At 70.1% G+C, this 24,251-nt stretch carries 35 protein-coding genes and 1 pseudogene; 2 read left to right on the top strand and 34 right to left on the bottom strand.

Annotated features, from left to right (window positions below):
- Window positions 1-23 precede the first annotated feature (23 nt).
- The 33 genes and pseudogenes from ACTWQJ_RS05860 to ACTWQJ_RS05700 form a co-directional block, all read right to left on the bottom strand.
- Complete coding sequence (locus ACTWQJ_RS05860; RefSeq protein WP_443305540.1) at window positions 24-1,250, bottom strand: phage major capsid protein; 1,227 nt, start codon at window positions 1,248-1,250, stop codon at window positions 24-26.
- Window positions 1,251-1,454: 204 nt separating this feature from the next.
- On the bottom strand, window positions 1,455-2,114 hold the full coding sequence (locus ACTWQJ_RS05855; RefSeq protein WP_443305539.1) for an HK97 family phage prohead protease: 660 nt from the start codon (window positions 2,112-2,114) through the stop codon (window positions 1,455-1,457).
- A gap of 11 nt (window positions 2,115-2,125) precedes the next feature.
- Window positions 2,126-3,307 carry a phage portal protein gene (locus tag ACTWQJ_RS05850; protein ID WP_443305538.1) on the bottom strand — a complete coding sequence of 394 codons (1,182 nt, stop codon included), beginning with the start codon at window positions 3,305-3,307 and terminating at the stop codon, window positions 2,126-2,128.
- Between the two features lie 99 nt (window positions 3,308-3,406).
- The gene (locus tag ACTWQJ_RS05845) at window positions 3,407-4,969 is read right to left on the bottom strand and encodes a terminase large subunit domain-containing protein (RefSeq protein WP_443305537.1); all 1,563 of its coding nucleotides are present in this window, start codon (window positions 4,967-4,969) and stop codon (window positions 3,407-3,409) included.
- The gene (locus tag ACTWQJ_RS05840) at window positions 4,932-5,228 is read right to left on the bottom strand and encodes a hypothetical protein (RefSeq protein ID WP_443305536.1); all 297 of its coding nucleotides are present in this window, start codon (window positions 5,226-5,228) and stop codon (window positions 4,932-4,934) included. The genes ACTWQJ_RS05845 and ACTWQJ_RS05840 overlap by 38 nt, the downstream gene beginning before the upstream one ends.
- A 146-nt stretch (window positions 5,229-5,374) precedes the next feature.
- The gene (locus ACTWQJ_RS05835) at window positions 5,375-5,677 is read right to left on the bottom strand and encodes an HNH endonuclease (RefSeq protein ID WP_443305535.1); all 303 of its coding nucleotides are present in this window, start codon (window positions 5,675-5,677) and stop codon (window positions 5,375-5,377) included.
- 18 nt (window positions 5,678-5,695) lie between these two features.
- A complete protein-coding gene (locus tag ACTWQJ_RS05830) occupies window positions 5,696-6,103 on the bottom strand; it encodes a hypothetical protein (protein ID WP_443305534.1) in 408 nt (135 codons plus the stop codon).
- A 162-nt stretch (window positions 6,104-6,265) separates the two neighbouring features.
- The gene (locus ACTWQJ_RS05825; protein WP_443305533.1) at window positions 6,266-6,466 is read right to left on the bottom strand and encodes a hypothetical protein; all 201 of its coding nucleotides are present in this window, start codon (window positions 6,464-6,466) and stop codon (window positions 6,266-6,268) included.
- A 178-nt stretch (window positions 6,467-6,644) separates the two neighbouring features.
- The gene (locus ACTWQJ_RS05820; protein ID WP_443305532.1) at window positions 6,645-8,753 is read right to left on the bottom strand and encodes an FtsK/SpoIIIE domain-containing protein; all 2,109 of its coding nucleotides are present in this window, start codon (window positions 8,751-8,753) and stop codon (window positions 6,645-6,647) included.
- Window positions 8,754-8,837: 84 nt separating this feature from the next.
- Entirely contained in the window at window positions 8,838-9,176 is a 339-nt protein-coding gene (locus ACTWQJ_RS05815; protein ID WP_443305531.1) for a DUF6257 family protein, read from the bottom strand.
- Window positions 9,177-9,178: 2 nt separating this feature from the next.
- Complete coding sequence (locus ACTWQJ_RS05810) at window positions 9,179-9,508, bottom strand: hypothetical protein (protein WP_443305530.1); 330 nt, start codon at window positions 9,506-9,508, stop codon at window positions 9,179-9,181.
- Window positions 9,505-9,681: a hypothetical protein gene (locus ACTWQJ_RS05805; protein WP_443305566.1), complete on the bottom strand. Its 177-nt coding sequence runs from the start codon at window positions 9,679-9,681 to the stop codon at window positions 9,505-9,507. The genes ACTWQJ_RS05810 and ACTWQJ_RS05805 overlap by 4 nt, the downstream gene beginning before the upstream one ends.
- A complete protein-coding gene (locus tag ACTWQJ_RS05800) occupies window positions 9,678-10,796 on the bottom strand; it encodes a hypothetical protein (protein ID WP_443305529.1) in 1,119 nt (372 codons plus the stop codon). Before ACTWQJ_RS05800 ends, ACTWQJ_RS05805 begins: the two co-directional genes overlap by 4 nt.
- Window positions 10,793-11,077 (bottom strand): hypothetical protein, encoded by a 285-nt coding sequence (locus ACTWQJ_RS05795; protein WP_443305528.1) that lies wholly within the window; start codon window positions 11,075-11,077, stop codon window positions 10,793-10,795. The genes ACTWQJ_RS05800 and ACTWQJ_RS05795 overlap by 4 nt, the downstream gene beginning before the upstream one ends.
- A 162-nt stretch (window positions 11,078-11,239) precedes the next feature.
- Window positions 11,240-11,863, bottom strand: coding sequence for a hypothetical protein (locus ACTWQJ_RS05790; RefSeq protein WP_443305527.1), 624 nt, complete (start codon window positions 11,861-11,863; stop codon window positions 11,240-11,242).
- Window positions 11,860-12,207, bottom strand: coding sequence for a hypothetical protein (locus ACTWQJ_RS05785; RefSeq protein ID WP_443305525.1), 348 nt, complete (start codon window positions 12,205-12,207; stop codon window positions 11,860-11,862). Before ACTWQJ_RS05785 ends, ACTWQJ_RS05790 begins: the two co-directional genes overlap by 4 nt.
- Window positions 12,204-12,545 carry a hypothetical protein gene (locus ACTWQJ_RS05780; protein WP_443305524.1) on the bottom strand — a complete coding sequence of 114 codons (342 nt, stop codon included), beginning with the start codon at window positions 12,543-12,545 and terminating at the stop codon, window positions 12,204-12,206. Before ACTWQJ_RS05780 ends, ACTWQJ_RS05785 begins: the two co-directional genes overlap by 4 nt.
- The gene (locus ACTWQJ_RS05775) at window positions 12,542-12,973 is read right to left on the bottom strand and encodes an NUDIX hydrolase (protein ID WP_443305523.1); all 432 of its coding nucleotides are present in this window, start codon (window positions 12,971-12,973) and stop codon (window positions 12,542-12,544) included. Before ACTWQJ_RS05775 ends, ACTWQJ_RS05780 begins: the two co-directional genes overlap by 4 nt.
- Window positions 12,970-13,125, bottom strand: a complete 156-nt coding sequence (locus ACTWQJ_RS05770) for a hypothetical protein (protein ID WP_443305522.1) — start codon at window positions 13,123-13,125, stop codon at window positions 12,970-12,972. Before ACTWQJ_RS05770 ends, ACTWQJ_RS05775 begins: the two co-directional genes overlap by 4 nt.
- A complete protein-coding gene (locus tag ACTWQJ_RS05765) occupies window positions 13,122-13,325 on the bottom strand; it encodes a hypothetical protein (RefSeq protein WP_443305521.1) in 204 nt (67 codons plus the stop codon). The genes ACTWQJ_RS05770 and ACTWQJ_RS05765 overlap by 4 nt, the downstream gene beginning before the upstream one ends.
- Window positions 13,322-13,795, bottom strand: a complete 474-nt coding sequence (locus ACTWQJ_RS05760; protein WP_443305520.1) for a hypothetical protein — start codon at window positions 13,793-13,795, stop codon at window positions 13,322-13,324. Before ACTWQJ_RS05760 ends, ACTWQJ_RS05765 begins: the two co-directional genes overlap by 4 nt.
- Window positions 13,792-14,118, bottom strand: coding sequence for a hypothetical protein (locus ACTWQJ_RS05755; protein ID WP_443305519.1), 327 nt, complete (start codon window positions 14,116-14,118; stop codon window positions 13,792-13,794). The genes ACTWQJ_RS05760 and ACTWQJ_RS05755 overlap by 4 nt, the downstream gene beginning before the upstream one ends.
- Window positions 14,119-14,422: 304 nt before the next feature.
- A complete protein-coding gene (locus ACTWQJ_RS05750) occupies window positions 14,423-16,951 on the bottom strand; it encodes a phage/plasmid primase, P4 family (RefSeq protein ID WP_443305518.1) in 2,529 nt (842 codons plus the stop codon).
- Between the two features lie 120 nt (window positions 16,952-17,071).
- Entirely contained in the window at window positions 17,072-17,596 is a 525-nt protein-coding gene (locus ACTWQJ_RS05745; protein ID WP_443305517.1) for a hypothetical protein, read from the bottom strand.
- A complete protein-coding gene (locus ACTWQJ_RS05740) occupies window positions 17,593-17,997 on the bottom strand; it encodes a DUF6915 family protein (RefSeq protein WP_443305516.1) in 405 nt (134 codons plus the stop codon). Before ACTWQJ_RS05740 ends, ACTWQJ_RS05745 begins: the two co-directional genes overlap by 4 nt.
- A 71-nt stretch (window positions 17,998-18,068) precedes the next feature.
- A complete protein-coding gene (locus tag ACTWQJ_RS05735) occupies window positions 18,069-18,665 on the bottom strand; it encodes a hypothetical protein (RefSeq protein ID WP_443305515.1) in 597 nt (198 codons plus the stop codon).
- Window positions 18,666-18,677: 12 nt separating this feature from the next.
- The gene (locus ACTWQJ_RS05730; RefSeq protein WP_443305514.1) at window positions 18,678-19,499 is read right to left on the bottom strand and encodes a hypothetical protein; all 822 of its coding nucleotides are present in this window, start codon (window positions 19,497-19,499) and stop codon (window positions 18,678-18,680) included.
- 86 nt (window positions 19,500-19,585) lie between these two features.
- Complete coding sequence (locus ACTWQJ_RS05725) at window positions 19,586-20,095, bottom strand: hypothetical protein (protein WP_443305513.1); 510 nt, start codon at window positions 20,093-20,095, stop codon at window positions 19,586-19,588.
- A complete protein-coding gene (locus tag ACTWQJ_RS05720; protein WP_443305512.1) occupies window positions 20,092-20,274 on the bottom strand; it encodes a hypothetical protein in 183 nt (60 codons plus the stop codon). Before ACTWQJ_RS05720 ends, ACTWQJ_RS05725 begins: the two co-directional genes overlap by 4 nt.
- A gap of 76 nt (window positions 20,275-20,350) precedes the next feature.
- Window positions 20,351-21,058: a hypothetical protein gene (locus ACTWQJ_RS05715; protein ID WP_443305511.1), complete on the bottom strand. Its 708-nt coding sequence runs from the start codon at window positions 21,056-21,058 to the stop codon at window positions 20,351-20,353.
- Window positions 21,055-21,408 (bottom strand): hypothetical protein, encoded by a 354-nt coding sequence (locus ACTWQJ_RS05710; protein WP_443305510.1) that lies wholly within the window; start codon window positions 21,406-21,408, stop codon window positions 21,055-21,057. Before ACTWQJ_RS05710 ends, ACTWQJ_RS05715 begins: the two co-directional genes overlap by 4 nt.
- Before the next feature lie 93 nt (window positions 21,409-21,501).
- On the bottom strand, window positions 21,502-21,828 hold the full coding sequence (locus ACTWQJ_RS05705) for a hypothetical protein (RefSeq protein WP_443305565.1): 327 nt from the start codon (window positions 21,826-21,828) through the stop codon (window positions 21,502-21,504).
- 70 nt (window positions 21,829-21,898) lie between these two features.
- Window positions 21,899-22,096, bottom strand: a pseudogene (locus ACTWQJ_RS05700) (helix-turn-helix domain-containing protein); the annotation flags it as partial.
- A 234-nt stretch (window positions 22,097-22,330) separates the two neighbouring features.
- On the opposite strand from ACTWQJ_RS05700, the gene ACTWQJ_RS05695 reads away from it, so the two are divergent.
- Complete coding sequence (locus ACTWQJ_RS05695) at window positions 22,331-22,714, top strand: hypothetical protein (RefSeq protein ID WP_443305509.1); 384 nt, start codon at window positions 22,331-22,333, stop codon at window positions 22,712-22,714.
- A 161-nt stretch (window positions 22,715-22,875) separates the two neighbouring features.
- Window positions 22,876-23,064, top strand: a complete 189-nt coding sequence (locus tag ACTWQJ_RS05690; protein ID WP_443305508.1) for a hypothetical protein — start codon at window positions 22,876-22,878, stop codon at window positions 23,062-23,064.
- A 57-nt stretch (window positions 23,065-23,121) separates the two neighbouring features.
- On the opposite strand, the gene ACTWQJ_RS05685 is transcribed toward ACTWQJ_RS05690, so the two are convergent.
- On the bottom strand, window positions 23,122-24,096 hold the full coding sequence (locus ACTWQJ_RS05685; protein WP_443305507.1) for a tyrosine-type recombinase/integrase: 975 nt from the start codon (window positions 24,094-24,096) through the stop codon (window positions 23,122-23,124).
- Window positions 24,097-24,251: the final 155 nt, after the last annotated feature.

Genomic DNA, 24,251 nt, shown 5'->3' with positions numbered 1-24,251 from the left:
GCGGCCGGGCCTGATCAGATGGGTTACGCGGCGCCCTGGAAGACCTTCACCGCGCCGGTCAGGTCGACGAGCGCGGCGTCCGCGCGCATCAGGGCCCGGAAGGTGACCAGGTCCGAACTGAACGCGAAGTCGTCGGACCGCTCGAAGCGGATGCCGCCAGCGAGGCGGACGAAGTACTGCGAGAAGTCGCCGAAGATGACCGACTTGGCGCTGGAGCCGACGCCAGCGACGTTCGGGTCCGTGACGATCGGCTTGCCCAGGAGCAGGTCCGGCGCGCCTGCGACGAGCGACGGCTGCCAGATGTACTGGCCATCGGAGCCCTTCAGCTTGCGGATCGCGCCGAGGGTTGCGTCCTTGACCACCCAGAAGCACGAGGACGATGCCCGGTAGGGCGCGATGACCGAGTACTGCAGGTCGATCAGATCGTCCGAGGTGATCGCGCCGCCCGCGGTGGCGCCGGTCTTGCCGACAGTGGCGTCGGTGACGATGCCGCGCGGCTGACCGGTGCCGGTGCCGGTGACCATGTGCGCGCCGAAGGCGTTGCCGATCGCGCGGCCAGCCTGCATGGACAGGTAGCCCTCCAGGTCGACACCGGTGTCGGTCGTCAGCTCCCGCGATGCCTGGATGAGCGTGCCGTACTTGAACGCGCCGAGGGGAACCTGACCGAACGCCGGATCCGACTCAGTGATGGGGCTGCCTTCGGTCGTGATCGCGGCAGAGGAGTGCGCGGTCGTCTTCGGGATCTGAATCTGCTCGCCGGAGCTCGTGTTGAGCACCGTGGGCCCGGTCTGGAGGACCGCGGACGTTTCGATGAGGTGCGCCATCAGCCGCTCGTAGAACGACGTGGGCACCGTGTTGCCGCCCGCCGTCGCCGAGCCCTTGGTCAGGTCACGGTAGTTGACCGGGCCCGACGGCAGGACGTCGAAGTGCCGGCCGCCCTCGCCGCGCGCGAACGCCCGCAGCTCCTCGGAGCCGAACCCGCCGCGCTGCCCGCTGCTCCCGTCCTGCTTGCGCGGCTCGCCACGCAGCTTTGCCATGGCGTCCTCGGCGTCCTTGGCGCGCTGCTCGCCGTCCAGGACGTTCTTGATGCGCTTGTCGAGGGCGTCCAGTTCGGCGTTCAGGGACTGCCACTGGCCCTCTTCCTCGCCGGAGAAGTTCCTGTTCTCCTCGGCGGCGCGGTCGGCCAGGGCCTTGGCCTCCTGCCACACCTGCTCGCGCCGCTCGCGCAGACGCTTGACGACATCAGACATGCAAATGCTCCCGTCGGGATGTGATCTCCAACGGGAGCCCACGGCGCCCCACACCCGAATGCGGGTGTCAGTGGCGGACGCTTGCTGCAATCCGCGGTCGCCTGATCGCTACTCCGTGCTACGCGTGCCGACGGGGTTTCCAATCGGCATGTCCGGCCCGTTGCCGGGCACCGGCCGCTAGGCCGGCGCGCCTCGATCTCGATGTTACGCGTAGGGGTCGCTCTTGCGGGCGAGCAGCTGCATACGCGCTGCCGCGCCGAGGGTCTTCGGCGCCGCTGGAGACGGGCCGTCGGTGCGGCGGAAGAACTTCCGCAGCTCGTCGCGAGCCGCCATCGACCGGACCTCTTCCAGGTCCGCACCGACGTGCCGCGCGAGCGACCGCAGACCGGCAGAACTGTCCGGGTAGGCGGGGATGTTGACCGGGGCGACGTCGACCAGCTGCACCCGCAGCAGGGTCCGCATCGGGAATCCCTGGTCGGTGGTGCCCCACTCGTCCTCGATCGTGCGGAACGCGAACGAGCTCTTGCGGACGTCGCCGCGCTGTACCAGCTCCAGGATGTCGTTGCGCGCCTTGGGTGGGTCGACCTCGTAGTCCAGGCCCGTCCCGTCGATCGCGAGCCGCAGCGTCCCGCCGCCAGTGCTCCCCAGGAGCATGTTGTCGTCGTGGTTGTAGCGGGCGATCACGTCCGGCCAGCCGTCGCCACGGCTGGCGTTGAACGCTGCCGGGTCGACAACCTCGACGAACCCGCCGAGGTTGCTGGACTGCCGGTTGAAGACGGCCGCGTAGCCGCCGATCATCCGCTGGTCGCCTCGTGCCCGCAGCTCCGCGGGCACCTTCGTGTAGCGCCGCTCGGTGTCAGTCACCGCGGGCCTCCCTACTCATCCTCTTCGGTTGGGTCACCCGGCGGGTCATCCGACGCGGGCGTGGATTGGGCGAGCAGCGACACGGGCAAGTACACCTGCCCCTGGCCGTCCGGCAGCGGCGCCAGGTCCTCGAGGGCACGGATCTCGTCGCGGTTGCGCCATCCGTCGTTCAGCGCCATCGAATGCGCCTGATAGCGGGTCATGAGGTCCACGCGGATCATCGCGTCGACGTTGAAGCGGACGAACTCCTTGCCCGGCATGAGCGCCGACAGCTTCGCCTCCAGCCGGGACAGCCACGGCCGCAGCGTGAAGTTCGCGAAGTTGATGGCGTTCTGTTCGACATTCGCATAGGTCATCGACCCGCCGGAGTCTCCGCCGACCATCTCCGGCGGCACTCCGTAGATCGCCGCGATCTGCGATGCGTTCAGCCGCATCGTCTCGATGAACTGGCTCTCCTCTGGCGTCACCTGCAGCGCCGTGAAGTCCCAGTCCTGTCCGAACACCAACGGCTTACGCGAGCGCATCGACGCGGACAACCGGTTGGAGATCTCCTCGGACTCCTGTGGGGTGATGGTCTTCGCACTGTTCTTCATCGTGGCCGGCGGAGTGCCGCCGTTGTCGAACCAGGACAGCCCGTACTCGGTGGCCGACAGCCCGACGCCGATCGTCCGAGCGAACGCCTGCACCGGCGACAACCCGACCACGCATCCGGGCAGCACCACCCAAGGGATGTGGACGATCTGCTCCCGCGGCACCATCTGGCCTTGCCAGTAGAAGATCGGCATCACGGGCGAGGTCTCATCGACCCACACGTCATCCGGGTTCAGCCACTCGATCATCGTCGGGAAACCGAAAGCGTCCCGCTGCGTTATCAGCCCGTACGCGTTCCCGCGCAACGCCAGGCTGACGACCGCCTTGTGGAGCCACTCATACAGGTTGTCCCGCGCGGCCGGCGCGAACAGCAGCTGAGGAACGAACGTGAGCGTCTCGCGTGACGCACCCACCTTCCGATACGTCTGCACCGGCAGAGAGGCGACGCTGTCAGCGAGGATCCGCACGCACGCGAACAGCGGGATCAGAGCCAGCGCCCGCGAGGACGACACCGCGCCTGTACGCAGGCCGCCGGCAACCCAGGGCAGCGACGTAATCGCCCGCTTCGAGATCGCGCCCAGCCGCCGGAACGGCGCCGCCAAGGCGTCGCCCAGCCGCCGCCAGCTGTTCCGCGGCGGGGGCGGGCCACCCGAGTACCACACACCATCGGGACCAAGAGTCGGACCCACAGCGATCCTCCCTCACAGCACCGAGTCGAGTACGTCATAGGTGTCCGTCACCATCGGGCCCCGAATGAGCAGCGCCCAGCGGGCGAACGTCACCGCGCACAACGGGCTGATGTCCACCAGCGAACTGGTGCGGTCCAGCGTCCAGGCATCACCGTTGCGGCGCGTCCTGGCGCCGTTCACAGCGGCGGTGAGCGGCACCTGGTCGATGTGTCGCGCGGTGCCCTGGTTCATCGCGTCGGCCATCTGCCCGCAGGCCTCGATGATGTCGCCGCTCCGCATCACGGCCAGGTCGCCGCGCTCCGGGTGGTCCTTGTCCTTGGGCACGTCGATGCCCGCGGCCACAAGGTCGTCGATGAGCGAACTGGCCGGCGCCCCAGACGCGGCGACCGCCACGGCGACGGGACTCCACAGCTTGTGCAGCCGCGCCACCGCGGGCACCACCCAGTCCGTACCGGGCCGGTACGCCACGACCTCCAAGTGCACCTTGCCGTCCGGACGCAGCGAGGCCGCGCTGATCGCCGCCCGCGTCCGGTCCTGCGACACGTCGATGGCCAGGGCGACGCTGGACGCCACCGGCTTGCTGTCCTTGTCGACCAGGCCCGGCCACTTCCCCTTGGGCACGTTCGGGTCGGTGGGCGGCGTCGGCTTGCGGGTGCGGTTCAGGTAGGCCCGGTCGAACTCGGCCGGGTCCATCTTCTCCAGCTCGGCGGCGATGATGGCCTCGGTGACCGTGTGCCCCAGCGCGGGCAGCGTCGCCCGCCAGGTCGCTGGGTCCGCCCGGTCCATGTCCTCGGGGGCGTACCACTCGAAGTAGGCCGCCCGGGGCCGCTGTGCCGCGGCGTCCTCGGCGAGCGCGGCGAACAGAGCCTCGATCAGCGCCCGGCCCATCTCGCGCTTCTTGTTCAGCCACACCGACTTGGTGGTGCCGCCGGCCGACGCCCACCACAGCTGAGCCATGGCCCGTGTCAGCATGGCCGGGCTGAACGCCTGCTCCAGGCGGTCGTCCTCGTGCGCGAACGCCTCGTCGATGAACCCGAGGTCGAGCGGCGGGCCGTGACCGGCCTTCTCCGTGTTCGCGGTGATGCCCATGCGTGAGCGGGTCGACGGCCACAGGATCGCCTCGTTGCCGTTCGACTTCCGGATGCGGGCGCGCTTCGCGAGATCCGAGCCTGAGATCTTCTCCCAGAACTCGTCTTCCCAGCGCTGCCGCGCCATGCCACGGGTCTGCGCGGCGTAGACGATGTTCTGCCGCTGCCACGCCAGGGCGCGGTGGACCTGGGCGCCCAGGCACAGCTCGGTCTTGCCCTGCTGCCTGGAAACGCTGAGCCCGACCTCGCGGTGCGCGAACAGGCCCGTCTCGGGGTCGATCTCCAGGGCGACGTCGGACACGTACTTCTGCCACGGCATCGGCGGGGCACCGAGCTTGGCCATGACCTTCCATAGCTTCGGCCCCAGCGACGGCCTGTCCGGATGCCGCGGTGTCCCCCAGCGCGGCGGGCAGGTGAGCCCGTACCGCTCGTACAGATCCTCGGCGAACTCAGTCGGGGGAGCCCAGGTCTCCGAGGTCGTCGTCATCGTCAGCGGCCCGCCCCTCCAACAGCTGGGCGAGCGTCTGCCGTAGCTCGCGGGTCAACTGAGGGAGGAGCTTGTCGTCCTGGGCGACGGGCTCCCCGCACGTCTCGCACTGGCCGGTCGCCGCGGCGTCGATGCGGCCGGCCAGCGTGTACGCCAGCTCGGACAGCGACGGCTCGACACCGACCAGGTCGCCGAGCTGCTCGACGTCGCTGCGCACGGCTTCCTCGACGGGGCCCATGACGCCCCCTTCCATGATCATCCGGCGTCATTGGCCCGGGGGGAGAAAAATAAAAGCTGGGCGCGGGGTTGAGAAGATGATCTCTCTAAAAACGATCAAGGATCTCGGGTCGATCTTGATCTGATCAACTCGGATCGATCATCATTGCAAGGTTCTGATCTGCGGTTTCACAACGCTGCGGGGCCTGCGAACCAGTCCACCGACGTGGTTAGCTGCACCACCTCAGCGAGTGGACGGTTGCCCTTCTCGCTGTTGCACTTGCGCAGGCAGACGGGGCAGCCCTTGACCCCGTGGATGGGCGCGAGGTTGTCGGGGTCGAGGCGGGCGCCGCCCTTGCTGACGGGGGTGACGTGGTCAGCGGTGTCGGCGGCGCCGTGGCCACAGACGATGCACACGTCGGACTCGCGCAGGATGCGAGCGCGCAGCTGCCGGTACTCGTAGCTGGTGAGTTCGCCGCGGTCTGTGGCCACGTCACCCCCTGGTGAGCGTCAGGCGCAGAGGCTCGCCTTGAGCGCGGCGTTGATGGCCTGAGCCTCAGCCTGGGTCACCTCGTGCTCGGAGGTGGAGAACCTGGCCTGAGCGCTCGCATCGGCGTTGCCGCCGCCGTTGATGGTGGAGCACTGGTTGCGGGCGTTGTCGATGGCCTTGTCCTCGTCCGCGACGAGCGCGGGGTTGACGTCGAAGAGTACGGCGAGCAGACCATCCCGGGCCTTGCCGGTGGGCTCAGCCGGGATGCCGGCGGCTTCCTCGGCGGCGTTGTTGTCCGCGGTGTTGGTGGCGGCCGGTGCGCTGCTCTTGGCGCTGTCGGCCTTGTCGCTGCTGTCGTCGCTGCTGCAGCCGACGAGGGCGATGGTGAGCGCGGCCGTGATGGCGGCGATGGTGATGCGGGTGCGCATGTTCCCCCCTGGAACGTTGATGCTGACGAGACATCATGCATCAGGCGCAGGCACGAGGAAGCCCCAGCCGGGGGATCGTGACTGGGGCTTCGCTGTGCGTCTGTGGTGCCTCGTGTGGGCACAGTTGTTCACCGAGATCGTTACACGCTGTCTGACCTGCGGTCAAGCGACCTTGCGTTGGCGGCGTTCGGCGTCGAGGGCCTGGACGTCGGTGACGGCGTACCAGGGCTGCCGTGGGGTGCCTCCAGACCGCCTGAGTTGGCCGCGGTGGACGATCAGGCGGAGCCCGCCGAGGCTGACGCCGAGCAGCTGCGCGGTCTGGTGGGCGGTGAGGTAGCCGGGGCGGATGATCTGCGACTCCATGCCCCCATGATGCGGCAGTGAGTGAGGCTGTGGTGGACGCCAGGGAGGCCATTTCCGGGGGCACTTGGGGGTCCCTGGAGACGGCCTCACTGCCTCACTTGATCGCCGTTTGCGCTGATCAACGCCAGTGAGGCAGGGCAGTGACCTCCCAAGTGGAAAGTCACTGCCCACTGCCGGGTCACTGAGCCTCTGCGAGCTCTTCCGCGCGCCGTTCGAGGGCCCGCTCGACGCTCTCCAGCTTCACGACGGGGTAGCCGTCGAGGGTGCCGGGTTCCTCGTCGTACTCGGCGAGCAGGGCCTTGAGGCGGGCGCCGGTCCAGTGCTCGTAGACGGCGTGGTTGCGGGCCTTGAGCCGGTGCAGCACCTCGGTAGTGCGTACCCGCTTCTCCCGGCCGACGACGGCCGCCAGGTCGGCGAGGTGGTCGACGGGCGCGACGATCTCCAGCTTGTGGACGGTGGCCACGGACTCGCGGCGGGCCTTGGCCCGGTCGGTGAGGACGACGGCGTCCTCGCCGCTGATGAAGTGCGTGCGGACGGTGACGGACGACTGGCCGGCCTCCAGCGGGATGCCCTCGCCTGCGACGACCAGCGTGCCTCGGTCCAGGCCGCGGCGGAGCTTGTGCGGGGCGGCGCCGGCGTCCACGGGGGCCTCACCGAGCGCCATCTTGGCCTGGGACTCGGTGCCCAGCACGAGGGAGCCGCGGATGTGGTTGCCCTCGCGGGACCGTTTGGGCAGGTTCTCGTCGGTGGGGTCCTGAGTGCCCTCCCAGATGGTGACGTTCACCGCGCGACCCTGGTCGTGGATCTTCTTGACGGCCTGGAAGTAGCGGGACGTGGCCTTGGCGCCGCCGTAGGGCCGGCCGTCGAGGCTCTTGGCGCCGCAGCCGTAGGCGACCTGGGCCTCGTCGACGATGAGGACGATGGGCTTGAACCGCGGGTCGGTGCGGGCCATCTCCCTGGTCACGCCGTCGGTGGCGCCGGATTCCTCCAGCAGGGCGATGCGCTTCTGCATCTCGTCGACGCCCCACTCGACCATGTCGGTGGCCTGGGCGACGTGGTCGTCGGTGGGGCCCTGGATGAGGACTTGGGCCAGGCCTAGGAAGCCGCGCCAGTCGCCGACGCCCTTGAGGTCGGCGATGTAGAAGTCCACCGTCGGGTCGAGGGCGAGCCAGAGCGCGAGGGCGCGCAGGGCGGCGGTTTTGCCTTGGTTGGACAGGCCGGTGATGAGGATGTGCCGCTGGAAGACGCTGACGCCGACGGCGTCGCCGCGCAAGTTCTGCCCCCACGGTGCGCTGCCGGTGTAGTAGTCGGCGGTGGCGTCCTCTTCGGCCATGAGCGGTGAGGGGCCGATGGGCTCGTCGAGGGCGCCCGAGTCGGCGATCCACAGCCGCACGGTGCGGGGCTGCGGCGGGATGGTGATGAACACCTCGTGCTCGTGCCGGTTGAGGTTCTCGGCGAGCTTGCGGCGCCGGTTCTGGATCTCCTCGGTTGAGACGCCGGTGGGCAGGGTGACGTCGACCTCGACACCGCATCCGGCGATTTTGATGCCGGACAGCATGGCCGCGCCGACGTCGCCCATGCCCTCGATGGCCTTGCGCAGGGCGGAGATGCCCAGGTCACGGAAGGCGACGACGACGATGGACGGGGTGATGGCGTCGCCGAAGCTGCGGGCGCTGGCGGGCAGCGCCCACTGGGGGGCGGTGTGCTGGTGCTGGCCGACGGCCCACATGGCGGCGAGGCCGATCCAGGGGGCGGCGAACAGGAACGGGTCCCACACGATCCCTGCGATGAGGGACAGCCAGCGGACGAGGTCGACGACGGTTTCGATGGGGGTGAGGACGTCGCGGACGTCGCCGGTGCCCCAGGCGATGAGGATGCCGAGCATGAGCAGCAGGCCGGTGCCGGTGGCGGTCGCGAGGGCGAGCGCCTTGGGTGCCTGGACCATCATCTGCAGCATGTCGAGGCGGCGGCGGTGCCGGGCGGCGCGGAACTGCTCGCCGCGGGTCTCCCACTCCTTGACCTCGTCGAGGAGTCCGGCGGCCTCGGCGGCGCGGATCATGCGCTCGTAGCGGCTGCTGCTGCGGGAGTCCCAGACTCGGCGGCCGACGATGCGTCCTCCGCCGGTGATGTAGGACGCGTGGCGGACGGCGAGGCGGCTGGCGGTGCGCACGCGGTCGTCGTGGAGGGCGGAGCGGGCGATGCGCCGGTAGCGGGTGCGGCGGCGTTCCCGCTGCTTGGTGGCCGTGTCGGTGGTCTCTTCTGGTGTCTTGATCAGGGTGAGTGACATGCTGTGGCTTCCTGCTCCTTGCGGGGAGTTGGGAGCCCCGGGGACGGCCCTGCTTGGTCGTGGTGCGCCGTCCCCGGGGTGTGGCTACTGGTAGCGGCGCAGTTCGCCCTCGAGGCGGCGCGCGCGGCGCTCGTTCTCGTTCATCTGCTGGCGCGCGGTGGCGCGGTCCTTGCCGCGGCTGGCGCGCATGGTGGCCTTGGCGGTCGCCGCGGCGGTGCGGGCCTGTTCCAGCTGCTGGCGGAGCGCCTTCTCCTCAGCCTCGCCGCGAGCTGCGGCCCGCTCCTCGATCCGCTCCACCTCGCGCTTGATCTTCGGATTGATCGTGTCGACGTTGCGGTCACCGGCCATGGAGTTCTCCGCGGCCCTGGCGACGAGCCACGCCAGACGGAACTTCTCGCCGCGGGTGTACGACGACTTGGGCATGGTCAATTCCCCCTGTAGTCGCGCCACATCGAGCGCAGGACGAGCAGGCAGACGGTCGAGCAGGTGCCGCCGATCGCGATGGCGATCATGGCGACGGCGAACGCCATGGCGAGGGCGCAGGCGACGCAGCCGCCGACGATGGCGAGGCCGCCGATCGTCCACCACTTGCGGGCGTTGAACTGCTGCTGCGGGGTGTGCTGGCACCCCTGGTGCTGCGGCTGCTGCTGGACAGCCTTGGCCAGTTCGACGGCGGCGAGCGCCAGCTGCACGGCGACGGTGTTGGTCTCCGCCTCGGTGACGGCGGCCTCGGCCTTGGCGAGTGGATCGCTCATCGCGCCCACCTCCCCGGCGTGCGCAGGCGGATGCCGGCCGCCAGGCCGAGGCCGAACGCGACGAGGATCGGCTGGGACAGCAGAGCGGCGACGACGACGGCGACGACGGCAAGCAGCTGCGGGAAGACGAGCAGCAGGCCGAGCAGGGCACCGATCAGGATCCAGCGCATCACGCGTATCCCCCTCGCATCTGGTCGCCGCCGCTGCCGCCCTGGGGCTTTTTCGCGGCCCGCGACAGGGCGGTACGGATGTACGGCTCATCGACGACGAGGCGGCGAGTGCGCTCCAGATGCTCAGCGATGGCCTTGGCCTTGGCGTCGGGCCCAAGGATGGATGCGGCCTCTTCGATAGCTCCTTGCAGGTTGACGGCGGGCAGGGCGTTGACCTGTGGCGCATCAGCCGCATCAGGTCGATGCACCTCGTACTCGGCGGGCTTGTGGCCGAGGACCAGGGCGACGGCAACGGCGTCCACGACGACCCCGTAGCCGACGAGCATCGCGGCCAGCTCTGCCGGGGGCGCATCCGGTCGCGCATCAGCCGCGAGGCGGATCGCATCGGCCGGGTCCATCTCGGCGAACCGCTCCCGCAGTACCTCGGTGGCGGTGGTCTGCCGGGGGCGGGCAGTCGGCGGCTCGACGGCGGCCGGTGTGGCGCCGCCGTACATGCCGGCGAGGGCCGCATCCGCGCCGTCGCGGAGGCGGACGCGCTGCACCTCGACCAGGTCGGCGCCGAGGATCTGATCGCCGACGCCGACGTGCTTGGCCAGGTCCCACGACTTCCGCAGGGCGGTTGCGCGCTGCTTCTCGTCGGGGTGATGGGCGGCGACGGCCTGGTGGTACGCCAGCTGCTGCACGGCGTCCGCGTTGCGGCGCTGCGCTTCGGCGTCCACGCCGGTGGTGTGGATGACGATGCGGCGGGCGATCAGGCCGAGGCCCTCGGCGGCGCCGGACATGGCGAGCGGGGTCACCGCGTACACGGCGGCCTCGGTGAGGTTGTCGGCGATGGTCACGCCGGTGAAGCAGGCGGTGAGCGGGGCGAGCCACAGGCCGCCGCGGACCCAGACGGGCGACGCCTGCCCGAGCATCGTCAGGCCGAGCATGGTCAGGGCGAGGATGAGCGTGAGCCCTTCGCCGGCGGCGACCACACCGGCCGCCGTGGCGGCCCGGTCGAACTCGGCGAGGACGTTGGTGAAGGTGCCCCAGGCGCCGAAGCCGCCGACGGCGACCATGACGGCAGCCGCGGCGCCGAGGACGACGGCCTGCCCCTTGGTGAGTTGGCGGGTGGTCATCGGCCCTCACCCGGCTCAGCGCGGTCGGTGGCGGCCTGCTTCGGGGCCATCCTGGACCGCAGGTAGTCGGCGTTCCAGCCGATGTCTGCCGGGTCTTCGTCCAGGGCGCCGCGGATCACGGCCAGGGCCCAGCCAGCGCGGTCGACGAGCCGCTTCTCGTAGTCGTCGGTGTCGTAGGGGAGAGTGAGGGCGTCAGCCACGGCCTCAAGCAGGTTGCGGAGGTCACGGGCGTCGCCGGGGGAACTTGCGGCGCTACCAGCGCGCGCGAAATGATCGGTCATGCCGACTCCTGGTCTCGTCAGGATGTTCGGTGGAGGGCCGGGCGGTGCGCGCGCCGGGTGTTGGTAGCACCCGAGCTGCTGCCCGGCCCTTCGTTGTCAGTTGTCATCCACGTCCGTGGATGTGGATAGCAAAGCACATCGCTGGAGCGATGTCCATGAGTCCTAAGCGGGTTGGAGCTGCTTGAGCATCAAGTAGTCCTCGGGCCCGTACTGGGTGCTGCACCAGCGGCACGTCATGGTGGCTTCGCCCGGGTACGAGCGGAGGACGGCGCCGCACACCTCGCCGTCCTCGAACTGGGCGACGCAGTAGCCACGCCGCACGCCCTCCTCGGCGGGGTCCTTCGGGTCGACGATGGACAGGACGTCGCCCTCCAGGGAGCGGATCTCGGTGGCGAACTCCCCGGCCTCTGGCCACTCGGCGGCGATCCAGTCCATGTTCATCGACAGGGCGCGGGCGGCGACGGCCACGCGCCGGTCGACGGCGGCCGGGATGGCGGGCGGGCCCCAGCCGCGGTCGGACTGCATGGCGGCGCGCCAGTCCTCCAGCACCCCGGCGATGCCGCCGGCCGCACGGAGGTTGAGGGTGTTCTCGCGGACGGGCAGCGGCGCCTCGACAGCCCGGGTACGGCCGTACTGCGGGCTGACGCCGCCGCCAGGGGCGAGGAACGCGGCGAGCGCCTCCCACAGCTTCGGCATGCGGTCGAGGCGTTCGGTGGTGGCGCGGGTGCAGCCGGGGCACAGGTAGCCGTGCTCCAGCTGCTGCTCGCACAGTCCGCAGACGTTCACGGGGCGCTGCTCTCCTTGGGGCCGGGGCAGATGAACGGGTAAGGCGGGTTGGTACCGGCGCAAGCGGGGCAGTCCTCGGCGTTCGCCCCGTTGCCGACGTGCTCGGCGGGCTCGGTGTGAAGCGGGCACGGGCCGCCGTTGCAGGCCCCTGTCCCTCCGCACTGCACGCATCCACCGGCGGCCCGGCGGACCGAGTCGGCCGCCCACTTGATGCCGTTCGCCTCGATCACCTCAGCGACGCCGAGGACCAGGCGCAGGGCGGCCTCGGCTTGCTCGGCGCGCTCGTACAGCTGGTCCAGGGCCTCGTCGGTGATGGTGCTCGCGGTGTAGCGGGGCTCGCTCATGCTGCGCTCCGGTGGCGGTGAGGGCATGTGGAGTCGTGCTGGAAGCCGCAGCTGGTCCACCAGGTCTCGCAGCAGGCCGCGGCGAGGGCGACGGCGACAACGCCGTCCTCGAACGAGGCCAGCCGGGCGTCCCGTTCGAGGCGGGCGTGGGCAAAGCGGAGCTCGTCGCGCTGGTAGGAGTGGTGGACGATCGCGACGGCGAGCAGGACGGCGGCGCCGGCGAAGAACGCGGCGTGCGGCCAGCTGCCGTTCTGCCAGCTGACCACGGCGCAGTGTGCGAGGCCGACGGCGACCAGGGCGTACAGCGCGGCGAGGGCGTGCAGCAGCCGACGGGTCATCGGGTCCTCCGGTCGATGGCCTCGATCCAAGCGCAGGCGACGGCGGCGACCTGGACCAGCTCGGCGCGCAGCTGGGCGGGGTCGGCCTCGGCGAGCGCCTCGTACACCTCTTCCAGCAGGACCAGCGACCACAGGGGGCCGTCGGCGCTGAGGGCGTCGCGCTGGCACTTCTCGCGGGCCGCGCGGGCCTTGGCGATGTAGCCAGTGGTGCCGGTGCCGTCGGGGTGGTTCTGCTCGCCGAACTTGGCGTCCTGGCGGTTGCGTTCGGCGCGGATCTCGGCGAGCACCGAGCCGGTTGCAGCGGCTTGCTTCTCGGCCGGGGTGAGGCCGACGGCGGGGGCCGGCGGCGTGCTGACGGTGACCGGCGGGAGGTCGCGCCGGGCGCCGAAGGTACGGCGGCCGAAAGCTGCGAGGCGGCTGGTCTTCATGAGTTCCTCCGTGGGCTGGTGGGCTTGGCGGTGATGTGCCAGCCGAGGTCGCGCAGCTCGGCGACGACCAGGCGGGCGAGCATGTCGGGGGAGGCGCTGGGGTGTTCGGTCATGACGGAGGCGATGACGGCGCGCACTGCGTCGGGGATCACGCTGCGGCTCCCTTCGGTCCGTGCGGGCAGTGGCCGACGCGGACGCGGGCGGCCAGCAGCTGGACGCCGCGGGCGGTGGTGGTGCGTTCGTGGTGGCCGCAGGCACACAGCCAGTCGGCGATGGGGTTGTCGCCGTAGTCCTCGGCGCGGATGGTGAGGCCGGGCGTGATGCCGGAGACGAGGGTGGGCTGCTCGCTCACGCGGCCTCACCGCCATCGACAGGCCCGCAGTCGGGGCCCATGCAGTCCTCGCGGCGTCCGCGGTGGGTGGTGAGCCCGCCGTGCGACGGATCCGGCCCCTCGTGCGTCGGCTCCACCTCGGCGGCCGGGGCGGGCAGGCCCTGCTGCTCCCGCAGCAGCGCGGCGAACTGGGCGCCGCTCATGGTGACGAACCAGTCGCCGGGATCGGCCTTACCGCGTCGCTTGTGCCAGACGACGCCGAGACTGGCCCGGTCGTTGTCGCGCTCGATCTCGGCCTCGGCCACCCAGGCGGGGAGTTCCTGCCGGGCGCAGTTCTTCACCTCGATGACGACACCGGGCAGGCCGGCGATGTCGCCGCGGTCGGCGCCGCCGTTGAGGGCGCGGCGCTCGGCCTGGGTGAAGCCGGCGCTGCGGAGGAAGCGGACGACCGCGGTTTCGGCGGCGGTGCCCTTGGCTTTCGAACGGCTCACAGCAGGGTCTCCTGTACGGGTCGGGTCGGGCATGCGTGGTCGACGAGGACGGGGTGGGCGCAGGCCTTGGCGTGCCAGCGGTCGCGCCAGCGGAGGCGGTCGCCGACGAACTGGTGCTGGATGAGGCACCAGGCGAGGCGTCCGGCGGGGATGGCGGCCGGGTCGACGGGTGTTGGGTCGGCGCGGACGTCGATGGCGGCGACACGGTCGGCGGTGCGGGCGACGAGGGTTTCGGCTCCGCAGCGCGGGCAGGGCTCGCTCCTCACGAGCTCGGCGGCGCGTGCGGCGCGCTCAGCGATGACGTGTGCTGGCAGGCCGCTCACCGGTGACTCCAGGCGAGTGCCGTTGCGAGTGCTGTTCGAGTGCCGTTGGTTCCGCCTGCAACGGCACTGGTGTTCACGCAGGTCAGGCCAGGGTTTGAAGATCGAAGTGCCGTTAGTGCCGTTGAAGTCGCACAAGAACTCCGCTTCATGTGCGCGCGTGTGCGCGTGTGAGCTTGATATGGGAGTTCAACGGCACTAACGGCACTAAAAGCCTGTGACCTGCGGAAACGAGGGTCCGCAAACGGCACTTTCAACGGCACTGCAACGGCACTCAACGGCACCAGGAACGGCACTCGCATCGCGATCACCAGCCCTGCGGCTGGTCGGCGTCGCCCTCGGCGAGCAGCCCGAGCCCGGCGTAGAAGTACCGGCCGGACGACGGCTTGCGGACGATGCCCCGGGCCTTCAACTCCCGGCCGAACGTGCGGGCGTCCATCGGCTGCTCGCCCTCGGCGTGACACCACGCCTCGTAAGCGGCGCGGACGCGACCGGTCTCCGTGCGCATGTGGGCGGCCGGGCCGGTCGTGCAGCAGTCCTCCAGGAACCGGCCGATGTGGTCTTCCTCGGCGGCGTATGCGGCGGTTGCGGCCTTCACCGACTCCGGCTCGCGCAGGCCCCGGGCGAAGTGGTCGACGGCGCCCTGGACGATCCAGGCGAGGATCCCGGGGCCTTCCTCGGCGACGAGGATGTCCGCCAGGCCCTCGATCTTCTTGTCCTCCGGCACCTTGTACTGGAAGGGCAGCAGGCGCAGGCGCCGCCAGAACGAGTCACCGCCAGCCTTCACGCGGGGCTGGTGGTTGCCCATCAGCCACAGGTGGTGGGTCGGCTCGAACTCGAAGAACGACTGGTGCATGAACCGGGCGGTGAGCGTGTCTCCGCCAGAGAGTTCCTTCAGCTTCGCCTCGTCGAACCGAGCGTCCGGGTTGATCTCGGACGCCACGACCAGGCGCAGGCCCTGAAGGCGGGCGAGTTCCTCGGAGTGTTCCTGCCGGCCGACCATGAGGAACCCGGCCGGGGCCGGGGCGGCGTAGTCGCCGAGCAGCTTGCGCAGCACGTCCATCAGCACGGACTTGCCGTTGCCGCCGGGCCCGTGAAGGAACGGGAAGACGTGCGTGCCGGTGTCGGCGCTCGCGGAGTACCCGGCGAGCCGCTGCACGAAGCCGACGAGGTCCTGGTCGCCGCCGAACGTGTCGGCGAGGAAGGCATCCCACCGGGGGGTGGGCATGGCCGGGTCGGGGGCCACGCTGGTCGAGCGGGTGTGGAGGGCGGCCGGGTCGGACGGCGCGATCGTGCCGTCGCTGAGGAACACGATGCCGCCGGGGGTGTTGAGATGCCGTGGCGCGGCGTCCAGGGCGGTCATGGGCACAGCCAGGCGCCGGTCGGACTGGGCCAGCCCCAGCATGGACGTGAGCTTGTTACGGCTCAGGCTGTTGTTCTTGTGCCGGTGCGCCTTCTTCTGGAGGTCCTCGTCGAACACGCTCGGGTCGAGGTTGCGGACCAGGGCCCGCGCGAGCTCCACGGTGCGGCCGGCCTCATCCCACGCCCACCGGTGCCCGTCCCACGTGAGCCACGAGCCGCGCTGAGGCACATAGCGGAGGCGGGAGTTGAACGTGTCGGCGAACAGCAGGGCGTTGCCGTCGTCGGTGAACGTGTCGGGCCACACGGTGCCCGGGGCGGCGGCCGGAGGCTCGTTCACGGCCAGGGCGGCAGTGCCGTCGGTCGCCGGAACGGCGACCGGGGTCGGGCTCGGGGAGGGGGCCGGAACGGCGGTGAGGTGCCGGGCACGCTCGGGCGGCGAGCCGTAGCCGCGGCGGCGCAGCTCGCGGGCGGCCGCGCTGTGGTTGCCGCCGTGCTCAAGGACCGAGTAGGCGCCGAACTTGGTGTACGGCCGCTCGGCGTCGAACTCGGTGCTGGTGGTGAAGACGTAGAGGCGGTCGCGCTGCGGGTCGCGGCCGGTAGTGGCGGAGACGCCGACGGTCTTGCCGGGGCGCCGCCAGTAGGAGGTGTGGCCGGAGGTGAACAGCAGCTGCCAGCCGTGGGGCTTGAGGATGTCGGCCCAGCCGGTGCGCTGCTCGTAGTCGTCGCCGGGCTTCAACCCTTCCTCGAGGGCCGGGCCGCCGCCGAGGAGGAACGCGGACGCGTCGTTGGCGGCCGCCGGGCTCGGGATGGGCTCAGGCTCGGGGGCTTGCGGCATCTGGTCGAGCATCCGCGCGATGGCGAACAGGGCGTCCCGCTCGTCGACGCTGATCTCGGCCACCGTGGCGGGGCCGCCGGCCAGCAACTCCCACGGGTGGCCGGTCTCGTGGCACGCGCCACTGCTCGGTGCGACGACGACGAAGCCGCCCTCGCCACGCGTCTCGATGAGGGGCTTGGCCTTCTGCGGGTTCTGTGCGAGTTCGTCCGGCGTGGACGGGCGGCGGGCCAGCTTGGTGTTGGGCAGGACGGGCCCGCCGAGGACGCTGTAGATGAGGTGGTATCCGCCGGAGGGGGTGCGCTCGCAGTACCCGCGCTTGATCATGTCCCAGAGGGGGCCGAGGCCGGACGCCTCGCAGATCTCGCCGAACTCTTTGGCGACGCCCTCGGCGACGGCGCGGCCCTCGAACTCGAGCATCTCCAGGTTGCCGGAGACCTCGCCGAGGACCAGGCCGAGGCCGGGGTGCCCGCTCGCGAACCAGACGTGCAGCTGCTCGGGGGTGGCACGTTCCTGCATGTACGGCGCCCAGGCGCCGAGGGGCCGCTTCGACCCGTCGGTGGCCACCCGGACGACGCTCGCGCCAGCGGTGTGCCAGGCGAGCGCGGCGGTGAGCGTGTCCGGCGGTGGCGTGGTGCTCAAGGTGGTGCGCTCCTCGGGATTCGTGGTGCGGGGCCCGCCCGCCGCCGGGGTGTCCGCATCCGTGGACGTGGACGGCGCGGACGTGGGGAAGGGCGGCGAGCGGGCGGACAGGGGGATGGGTCAGTCGTGCTGGTAGAACTCGACTTCGATGCCGTCGCGGCGGACGGTGACGCGGGCGTGGTCGCCGAACGTGTCCAGCAGGACGTTGTCGAAGGCGCCGCTTTCGAGGGCGTGCCACAGGGCGTGACACCGGTCGTACCTGGCCTTGTCGGGCCCCTCGTACGGGCCCTTCTCCCACTTCCAGCCGCTGCCGTTCTCGTTGGTGGGGACCTTGCGGTACGGCTCGTCTCCGAGGCTGCGGTGTGTGCCGTCCAGCTCCAGCTCGTAGTCGTCGTCGTCGTCGACGACGTCCTGGTCGTCCTCTGTGCGGACCCAGAGGCCGTAGACGCTGAAGGTGCAGGGCTCGCCGTCGTTGAAGTACGGGGTGTACTGCCGCCACCCGAACTCCACGATGGTCGGGTCGTCGAGGACGGCCTGGAGGATCGGCTGGAGTTCCTCGATCGGCTTCTGCTCCTTGCGCGTCGCGCCGTGGGTGATGTCGCCCTGGACGGGGATGCCGAGGAAGTTGCGCTGCTGGTCGGTCACTTCGAGTCTCCGGTCGGCTGGTTGAGGAGGAGATGGGAGAGCGGGACGGTCTTGCGCTGGGAGCCGGACATCCACGGGGCGATCGGCATGCCGTCGATGTAGTCCGCGGGCGACGGCAGCCAGCCGAGGTCCTCGAGGACGTGCTGTTCGGCGATGAGGCGGACCGGAACGCGGACCGTACGAGGGCGATCCGATCCCGGGGGCCCCTTGGGGATGTCGAGCGTGACGCCGAAGATTCGCTGACACAGCCACACACCCGCGGTGTGGTGGTACATGGAGCGGTGGCGGACGTCGCCGATGATCTGCTTCGAGCTGTCGATGAACTCGTGGATGGGCAGGTACAGGTCGGGGCTCCCGCCCCACTTGCGGGCGCTGCTCTGGGCGTGGTGCCAAGAGTTCATGAGCGTCCTTTCAGTGGTTGGGCCGCCCGCCGCCGCGGGTGGTCAGCGGCGGCGGGGCGGGGCTGGCGGGGTTAGAACGGGGGTTCGTTGCCGGGCTGCGGGGCGGCGTAGCCGTTGCCGATCTCGCCAGTGACCGAGTTGACGCCGGGCGGCGCGGCCGCGGGCGCCGGGGCGGGCGCGGCGTACTGAGCGGGCGGCGCGGCGGCCGGTGCCTGCGCGGGGCCGGGGGCACCGCCCCAGGCGCCCAGCTCGGCGGCGGCCGCGGGCGTGTAGTGCGCCTCGAACTGCTTCGGCGGGTTGAAGCCGCGCTGCTTCTGCTCGCCGTCGTGGGTGTAGCGGACGCGGAGGATGCCGCCGACCTCGAGGCCACGCGCGCCAGTCGCGCGGACAGCGTCGGCGACGGCGTTCTTCATCTGGCCCTTGACGAAGATGCGGCGCTTGCCGTCGTCGTCCTCGATGGCCGGGTCGCGCTGGTCGGTCTGGACGGTGACGACCATCTGCATCATCGGGTTGCCGTCGGACCAGAACTTCTTTTCGCCGGTCTGGATGTCCCGCTGCTGCTCGACGGTCGGCTGCTCGGTGATGGGGCCGCCGACGACGGTGCCGGGGGTGGGGAACTTGGCGGTCGGTGCGCCGCCGCCGCCCATGAGGAAGCTGTTCGCGTCCACTGATACTCCTGCTTATGCGATGAGGGATTCGAAGCCGTGCCGCGCGGGGCGGTCGGCCTGGATGCCGGGGCAGCCGACGGACAGGTCGGTGCTTCCGGGCTTGTGCCACTCGCAGAACCGGCACTTGGCCAGTTCGCTCGTGGGGATCTGGGACCACCAGGTGTGGTCGTAGGGGGCGTTCGCGTCACCGGATGCGGTGAGGCGGGCGCGGATGCGGTCGAGGCGGGCGAGCGCGTCGAGGGCGATTTGCCGGTTGTAGGGCTCGGTCCAGACGTGGACGCGGAGTTCGTGGTAGCGGCCTACGAAGCAGATCGCGACGCGCTTCGGGTCTTCGCCTGCGTTCTCCTGGCCGAGGCCGTACAGGTGGGCTTGGGTGCGGTATTGGGGGCCGGGGCCCTTGCGCCGGTATTCGTCGAGCGTCGTGTGGCCGACGAGCTTCCAGTCCCACACGGTGCCGGTGGCCCGGTCGTACAGGTCGGAGGATCCGGCGACGACGGCGCCCGGGATCGGGGAGTCGCGTACGGTGACGCGCTCTTCAATGCGGTAGCGGGGCCGGCCGTCGGGCAGTGTCGACTTCCGCCGCTCGAACGCCTCTTCCATCCAGGTGTGGAAGCCGGTGCCGATGATGCTGGCGGCCGGGTCGCTCTCGGCGGCGGCGCGCGGCCAGTCGAGTTCCTTGTACGACAAGCGCCGTTCGCAGGGGTCGCCGACCTCGGACGGACCGAGCCGCTTCTGCAGGGACCGGGGCGCGTTGTGGGCGGTGTCCACGATGAGCGCGGCGATGCGCTCGGCGAGCATCTCGCCGGTGTCGTCTGAGCCGCTGGTCTTCGCCACGGTGCGGTGCCTTCCTGCTGTGGTGTGTGGGGTGGTGAGGGGACGGGCCCGCCCCGGAGTCGTAGGGCGGGCCCGACGGTCGGTGGCTACTCGCTGGTCTCGTCGGAGGCCCAGGCCTCGCACGCGGCTTCCAGCTCGTCGGCGCGATCCCACGAGTCGCCGATGACCCCGCCGTCCCACTTCGCCCGGCCGGAGCCGTAGAAGCTGCCGGGGCCGATCTCGCGGGAGATGACCTTGCGGGCGGCCTGCGCGATGGCGTCCGGGCTGGCGTAGCCATACACCGGCAGGTCCGTCGGGTACTCGTTGGAGCCGTCGTCCTTCAGCTCGGCGAACTGCCAGACCGGGCCGCGGTCGGGCTCGCCGTGCTCCGCCTCGATGCCGGTGTGCCATTCCCAGATCAGCAGCAGGCCGTGCGGCCAGGCGTCCGCGTGGCTGGTGTGGTGCAGGTCCAGCTCGATGACGGCGTTGAGGTAGCAGTACGTGCCGCGGGTCTCGCAGTCGTCGGTCCGTGCGTCATCGGTCGGCAGGCCGGCCGTGTCGAGGGCGAGGGTGACGGCCTCGATGTAGTCGTCGTGGGGCAGGGTGCGTGCGGTCATGAGCTGCTGTCCTTGCTGGTCTGGGTGTTGAGGCCGAGGACGTCGAGCAGGTAGCGGAGGTCCTCGCGGTTGCGGGCGTGCCGCAGGACGAGGCGGGAGGCGGCGGCGCGCTGGGCGGGGGTGGTTTCGCGGGCGGCGGTGGCGAACTGGTCGCTGCCGCGGTTGCGGCCGGCGCTCACCGCTTGCACCCCTTCACCACGGCGATGCTGCCGAGGGCGTACAGCGCGAGCGCGGCGAGGATGACCAGGAAGATGGTCACGACATAGCCCCCGTCTCCGACCGCGCCACACCGCAGTACACGCAGCGAGTCGGAGAGTCGGTGAGCGCCCCCGTCTTGAAGAAGTGGACGCCCGGGTAGCCGTTGACCTCGTTGCCGGGGCACACCTCGTCGGCGCTTGCCAACTCCGTGTCCACGCGCAGGGCCTGCGTGGGGGCGATCCGCCGGGTGATGCCGTCCGGCTCGGCGGCGACGGCGTCGCGCTGCCCGGCAAGGAGCGCCCGCAGCTTCTCCACCTGCGGCGTCACGTCCGGGGCGTACTGCGGCTCGGGGTGGTCCGGGCAAGGCTCGCCCGTCGCCAGAGCGCGCCCGCACGAGGCCTCAACGGTCGGGGAGAACGCGATCGGGTCCTCGTCGGCCGGCCGCTCATACTCGGTGAGCTTGGCCTCCAGCTCGGCGACCCGGTTCAGCAGCCACTCGACAGCCGGGGCCACCCGCTCGTGGATCTCCACCTCCGGCGGGATCCGGCGGGGGAAGCCGTTCGGGGACAGCAGGCCCCGCATCTCCATCAGGTCGGCCTCGCAGGCGACGAGGCGCACCCGGCGCCGTTCGCGCTGCTCCTTCAGCTCGGCGACCTCGGTCTGGAGCTGCTCGAATTCGGCGGCGGTCTCCGTGGACGTCTGCTTCCCGTTCTGCATCGCGGCGTGGATCACGCCCGCCGCCGTGTTCACCAGCTTCGTGTTCACGCAGCCACCGCCTTGTCCGCAGCGCGTTCCAGCGCCCACGCCCGGAACGGGACACCGTCGAGCACCCCGTCGGCGTAGGTGTAGGTGTCCTCGTCGCCGTGCGGCCGCTCACCGACGGTGGCGCCGAACTTTTCGGCGAAGGCCAGGACGTTCTCGGGCGAGCGGTGGAAGTAGATGGTGACGCCGATCGGCCGCTCGAACACGCCCTCGACCTCGATGAGGTCGAAGTCGCCGGAGTCGATGTCAATGCTGCTCGGTACGGCGGGGGAGTTGGCCGCGAGCGTCTCGGCGATGGACAGCGCGGCCATCAGGCCTGCGGTGCCGGGGCGGAAGGTAATCTGTGTGGTCACGGTGACCTCGTTTCTCTCGTTGTCGGGGTGCCGAGTCGTAGGGGTCGCCAGGCCGGGCAAGTCGGGCGGCCCTTCGGCGCGTTCAGGGGTGGGTCAGGCGGCGGCGGGGTCGGCGCCGGCCTTGTTCAGCAGCTGGTTGACGCGCTTCTGCTTGTCGGCCTCGGCCATCTCGCGGCGGATGCGGCGGGACTGCGCCGAGCGCAGCGCCAGCTCCCTGTAGTGGGCGCTCTTCAGCGCCTCAGCCGCGGCGGCGATCTGGTCCTCGGTGCCGTTCGGGTGCAGCTCGCGGGCCTGCTCGATGAACCGGTCGTGGTGCGACCTCTTGCGTGCCGCCCGGGTGCGGGCGGCCCGGTCCGTCGTCTTGGCCCAGCTCAGGTGTGCGGCGATCCGCATCTGCATCGATCGCTCGTTGGTGTTCAACAGTTCCTCCTCGGTCATCCACATCCACGGACGTGGATGAGTCGGGCAGAAAAAGAGCCGCACGGTGGACGCCGACGGCCCGCGCAATGCGGGTCGCCACCTCGGGTGTGACCGTCGGGTACCGGTCATGCAGGAGGTCGTCCATGCGGGTCTTGGAGATGCCGGCGAGTCGGGCCAGTCCTCGCACGCTCAGTGGACCTTCGGGCGCTCGCTGCATGAGCTTGCGCAGGAGGTAACTGTCGGTAAGGCGTAGGCGGTCGTCTCGCATGTCATCTCCGTTCATCCACGTCCGTGGATGTGGATACCTAAGCACATCGCGTAAGCGATGTCCACAACGTGAGAACATGTCAAGATTCGGCCAATGGAAGTGAACGACGTACCATCCACATCCGTATTCATGGACAATGAGGCGCGCCGGTCAAAAGGTTGTACGGGCTGACCTGCGTTTTTGCTACTCACATCGGCGGGTGTTCTGGGACACCCGGGGGAAAAGGGGCACCTGATGGCTCAGCGGCGGGATGCACTGACCGAATTGGTGCAGCAGCATGTGGGCACGCACACCGGCCCAGAGAAGATGAGTGTGGCTGCCTTCTGCAGCAAGGCCATCGACCCGGACACGGGTTACCAGCCCAGCAACGGCCTCGTCGGAAAGATCGTGCGAGGCCAGAGCTACACCATCGATCCCAAGCTGGTCGGCGCCATCGCCGCTGGCCTCGGCCTCCCGCGCGAGATCGTTGGAGCGGCCGCCCATCTTCAGCTCATCGGCTACGAGGAGGCAGAGCTGGAGGGCGGGGCGCCGGCCGCGCTGATGCGCCGCCTGGGCGCCGAGCCGGGCGAGCCTGAGCGTGCCGTGGCGGAAAAGTGGGCATCCGATACCGGCCAGTAGCCCCGCTTCACCCTCATAATCTCTTCACTGGTACCCCTCATTCCGCATACATGCTGCGTAAATATGACTACGGGGCGTAGAGTGACGACGCCTCGCGCAGATCGAACGCGTGTACGAATCTAGGCTGTCTGGACTCGAACACGTGGGACAAGGGGGGTCATGTGACCGTGCATCTCGAACGCGCCACTCTCACTGATGGCGTGCCCGTCATGCATACCGTCCAGGGTGAACTGGTCAGGGCCGCCTATGACCCTGACCAGATAGAGGAAACCGCCGCGATGGTCTGGTTGTGCATCCGCATCCCCAGGCTTGTTCGCGACGGCTTCAAGGTCATGCACGCCACCGTCTGAACAGACGGTCAGAAGGAGGGAGCGCCCGACGCCGACCGGGCCCTCCTCCCTCCCCCCTTACAGACGATCAGCGGGGCTCAGTCGCGCGTGCGCCGAGCGGGCCCGCTCGGCGCCGGCCGACGCCGCATACCGGGACAGCATCTGCCGGGACTTCCACCCGGTGATGCGCATCAGGTCGTCCTCGTTCCCGCCGTGCACTTTCCACAGGTGCGCGAACGTGTGTCTGAACTGGTGCGGGTGCAGCTCAGGGATCTGCGCCTGGGCGCAACGCCGCTTCAGCATCTGGCCGACACCCCAGATCGTGAGCCGGTGCCCCTTGTGCGGGGCGCCGTCACCCCACCAGAGCCACATGTCGTCGTCGAGCGGCTTGCCCTTGTGCTTGGCCGCGGCCCGCAGGTAGCGGTCGAGTGCGGTCGCGCAGGTCCGGCCGAAGGGCACGGACCGCCACTTGTCGCCTTTGCCGAGGACGCGAAGCACCATCAGGTCGAGGTCGATGTCTGCGACCCGACGATCGGTCAGTTCCGACAGCCGGACGCCCGTGTCGAGGAACAGCATCAGGATCGCGGTGTCGCGCCGGTCGGCGTACGTCCGGCCCTTGCACGTCTTGAAGAGCTTCACCAGGTCTTCCTCGGGGATGACAGGCACTTCCTTCTCGGTGACCGTCGGCGGCTTCATCGTCCGCATCGGGGTGCGGTCGATCTCTTCTTCGTCGACCAGCCAGTTGAAGAACGTCTTCAGTGCACGGAAGTGCTGGTGCGCGTTGGCCGGGCTCGTGCGCTTGATGGTGGCCGCGATGTACGCCTGGACGTGCTCGCGGTGCACCTCCTCGAGGTCGGCCGGGGCGGGCCGGCCGGGGTTGCCTTCCTCGTCGGCGACCGGCTGATAGCCGTCCTTCTCGTCGACCAGGAACCACGCGAACGAATTGACCGCGTGTCCGTAGATTCGGATCGTGTTGTCGCTCTTGTTCTCGGACTTGAGGGCACGCAGCCATGACGCAGCCATGGGCCCGATGTTGTAGCGCTCATCTGCCATTGACGCAGCATGGTGTACACGATCGTGGATGGTCAAGGCGCTTGGTGTGTAAGCGATGTGCATCGGGCCAACATGAAAAAAGACCAGCGTTTCCGCTGGTCAGAGGGTGTTTGCGCCCCCGGCAGGACTCGAACCTGCGGCCAAGCGCTTAGAAG

The organism is Streptomyces sp. KR55 (assembly GCF_052245645.1).
Taxonomy (GTDB): Bacteria; Actinomycetota; Actinomycetes; order Streptomycetales; family Streptomycetaceae; genus Streptomyces; species Streptomyces flavusporus.
This window is presented reverse-complemented; position numbering and strand designations above follow the sequence as displayed.

Coding starts and splice junctions, on each gene's coding strand:
- ACTWQJ_RS05860 (WP_443305540.1), bottom strand. CDS start 1,250: ATGTCTGATGTCGTCAAGCGTCTGCGCGAGCGGCGCGAGCAGGTGTGG.
- ACTWQJ_RS05845 (WP_443305537.1), bottom strand. CDS start 4,969: ATGACGACGACCTCGGAGACCTGGGCTCCCCCGACTGAGTTCGCCGAG.
- ACTWQJ_RS05840 (WP_443305536.1), bottom strand. CDS start 5,228: ATGATCATGGAAGGGGGCGTCATGGGCCCCGTCGAGGAAGCCGTGCGC.
- ACTWQJ_RS05830 (WP_443305534.1), bottom strand. CDS start 6,103: ATGCGCACCCGCATCACCATCGCCGCCATCACGGCCGCGCTCACCATC.
- ACTWQJ_RS05825 (WP_443305533.1), bottom strand. CDS start 6,466: ATGGAGTCGCAGATCATCCGCCCCGGCTACCTCACCGCCCACCAGACC.
- ACTWQJ_RS05820 (WP_443305532.1), bottom strand. CDS start 8,753: ATGTCACTCACCCTGATCAAGACACCAGAAGAGACCACCGACACGGCC.
- ACTWQJ_RS05815 (WP_443305531.1), bottom strand. CDS start 9,176: ATGCCCAAGTCGTCGTACACCCGCGGCGAGAAGTTCCGTCTGGCGTGG.
- ACTWQJ_RS05810 (WP_443305530.1), bottom strand. CDS start 9,508: ATGAGCGATCCACTCGCCAAGGCCGAGGCCGCCGTCACCGAGGCGGAG.
- ACTWQJ_RS05800 (WP_443305529.1), bottom strand. CDS start 10,796: ATGACCACCCGCCAACTCACCAAGGGGCAGGCCGTCGTCCTCGGCGCC.
- ACTWQJ_RS05795 (WP_443305528.1), bottom strand. CDS start 11,077: ATGACCGATCATTTCGCGCGCGCTGGTAGCGCCGCAAGTTCCCCCGGC.
- ACTWQJ_RS05785 (WP_443305525.1), bottom strand. CDS start 12,207: ATGAGCGAGCCCCGCTACACCGCGAGCACCATCACCGACGAGGCCCTG.
- ACTWQJ_RS05780 (WP_443305524.1), bottom strand. CDS start 12,545: ATGACCCGTCGGCTGCTGCACGCCCTCGCCGCGCTGTACGCCCTGGTC.
- ACTWQJ_RS05775 (WP_443305523.1), bottom strand. CDS start 12,973: ATGAAGACCAGCCGCCTCGCAGCTTTCGGCCGCCGTACCTTCGGCGCC.
- ACTWQJ_RS05740 (WP_443305516.1), bottom strand. CDS start 17,997: ATGAACTCTTGGCACCACGCCCAGAGCAGCGCCCGCAAGTGGGGCGGG.
- ACTWQJ_RS05725 (WP_443305513.1), bottom strand. CDS start 20,095: ATGACCGCACGCACCCTGCCCCACGACGACTACATCGAGGCCGTCACC.
- ACTWQJ_RS05695 (WP_443305509.1), top strand. CDS start 22,331: ATGGCTCAGCGGCGGGATGCACTGACCGAATTGGTGCAGCAGCATGTG.
- ACTWQJ_RS05685 (WP_443305507.1), bottom strand. CDS start 24,096: ATGGCAGATGAGCGCTACAACATCGGGCCCATGGCTGCGTCATGGCTG.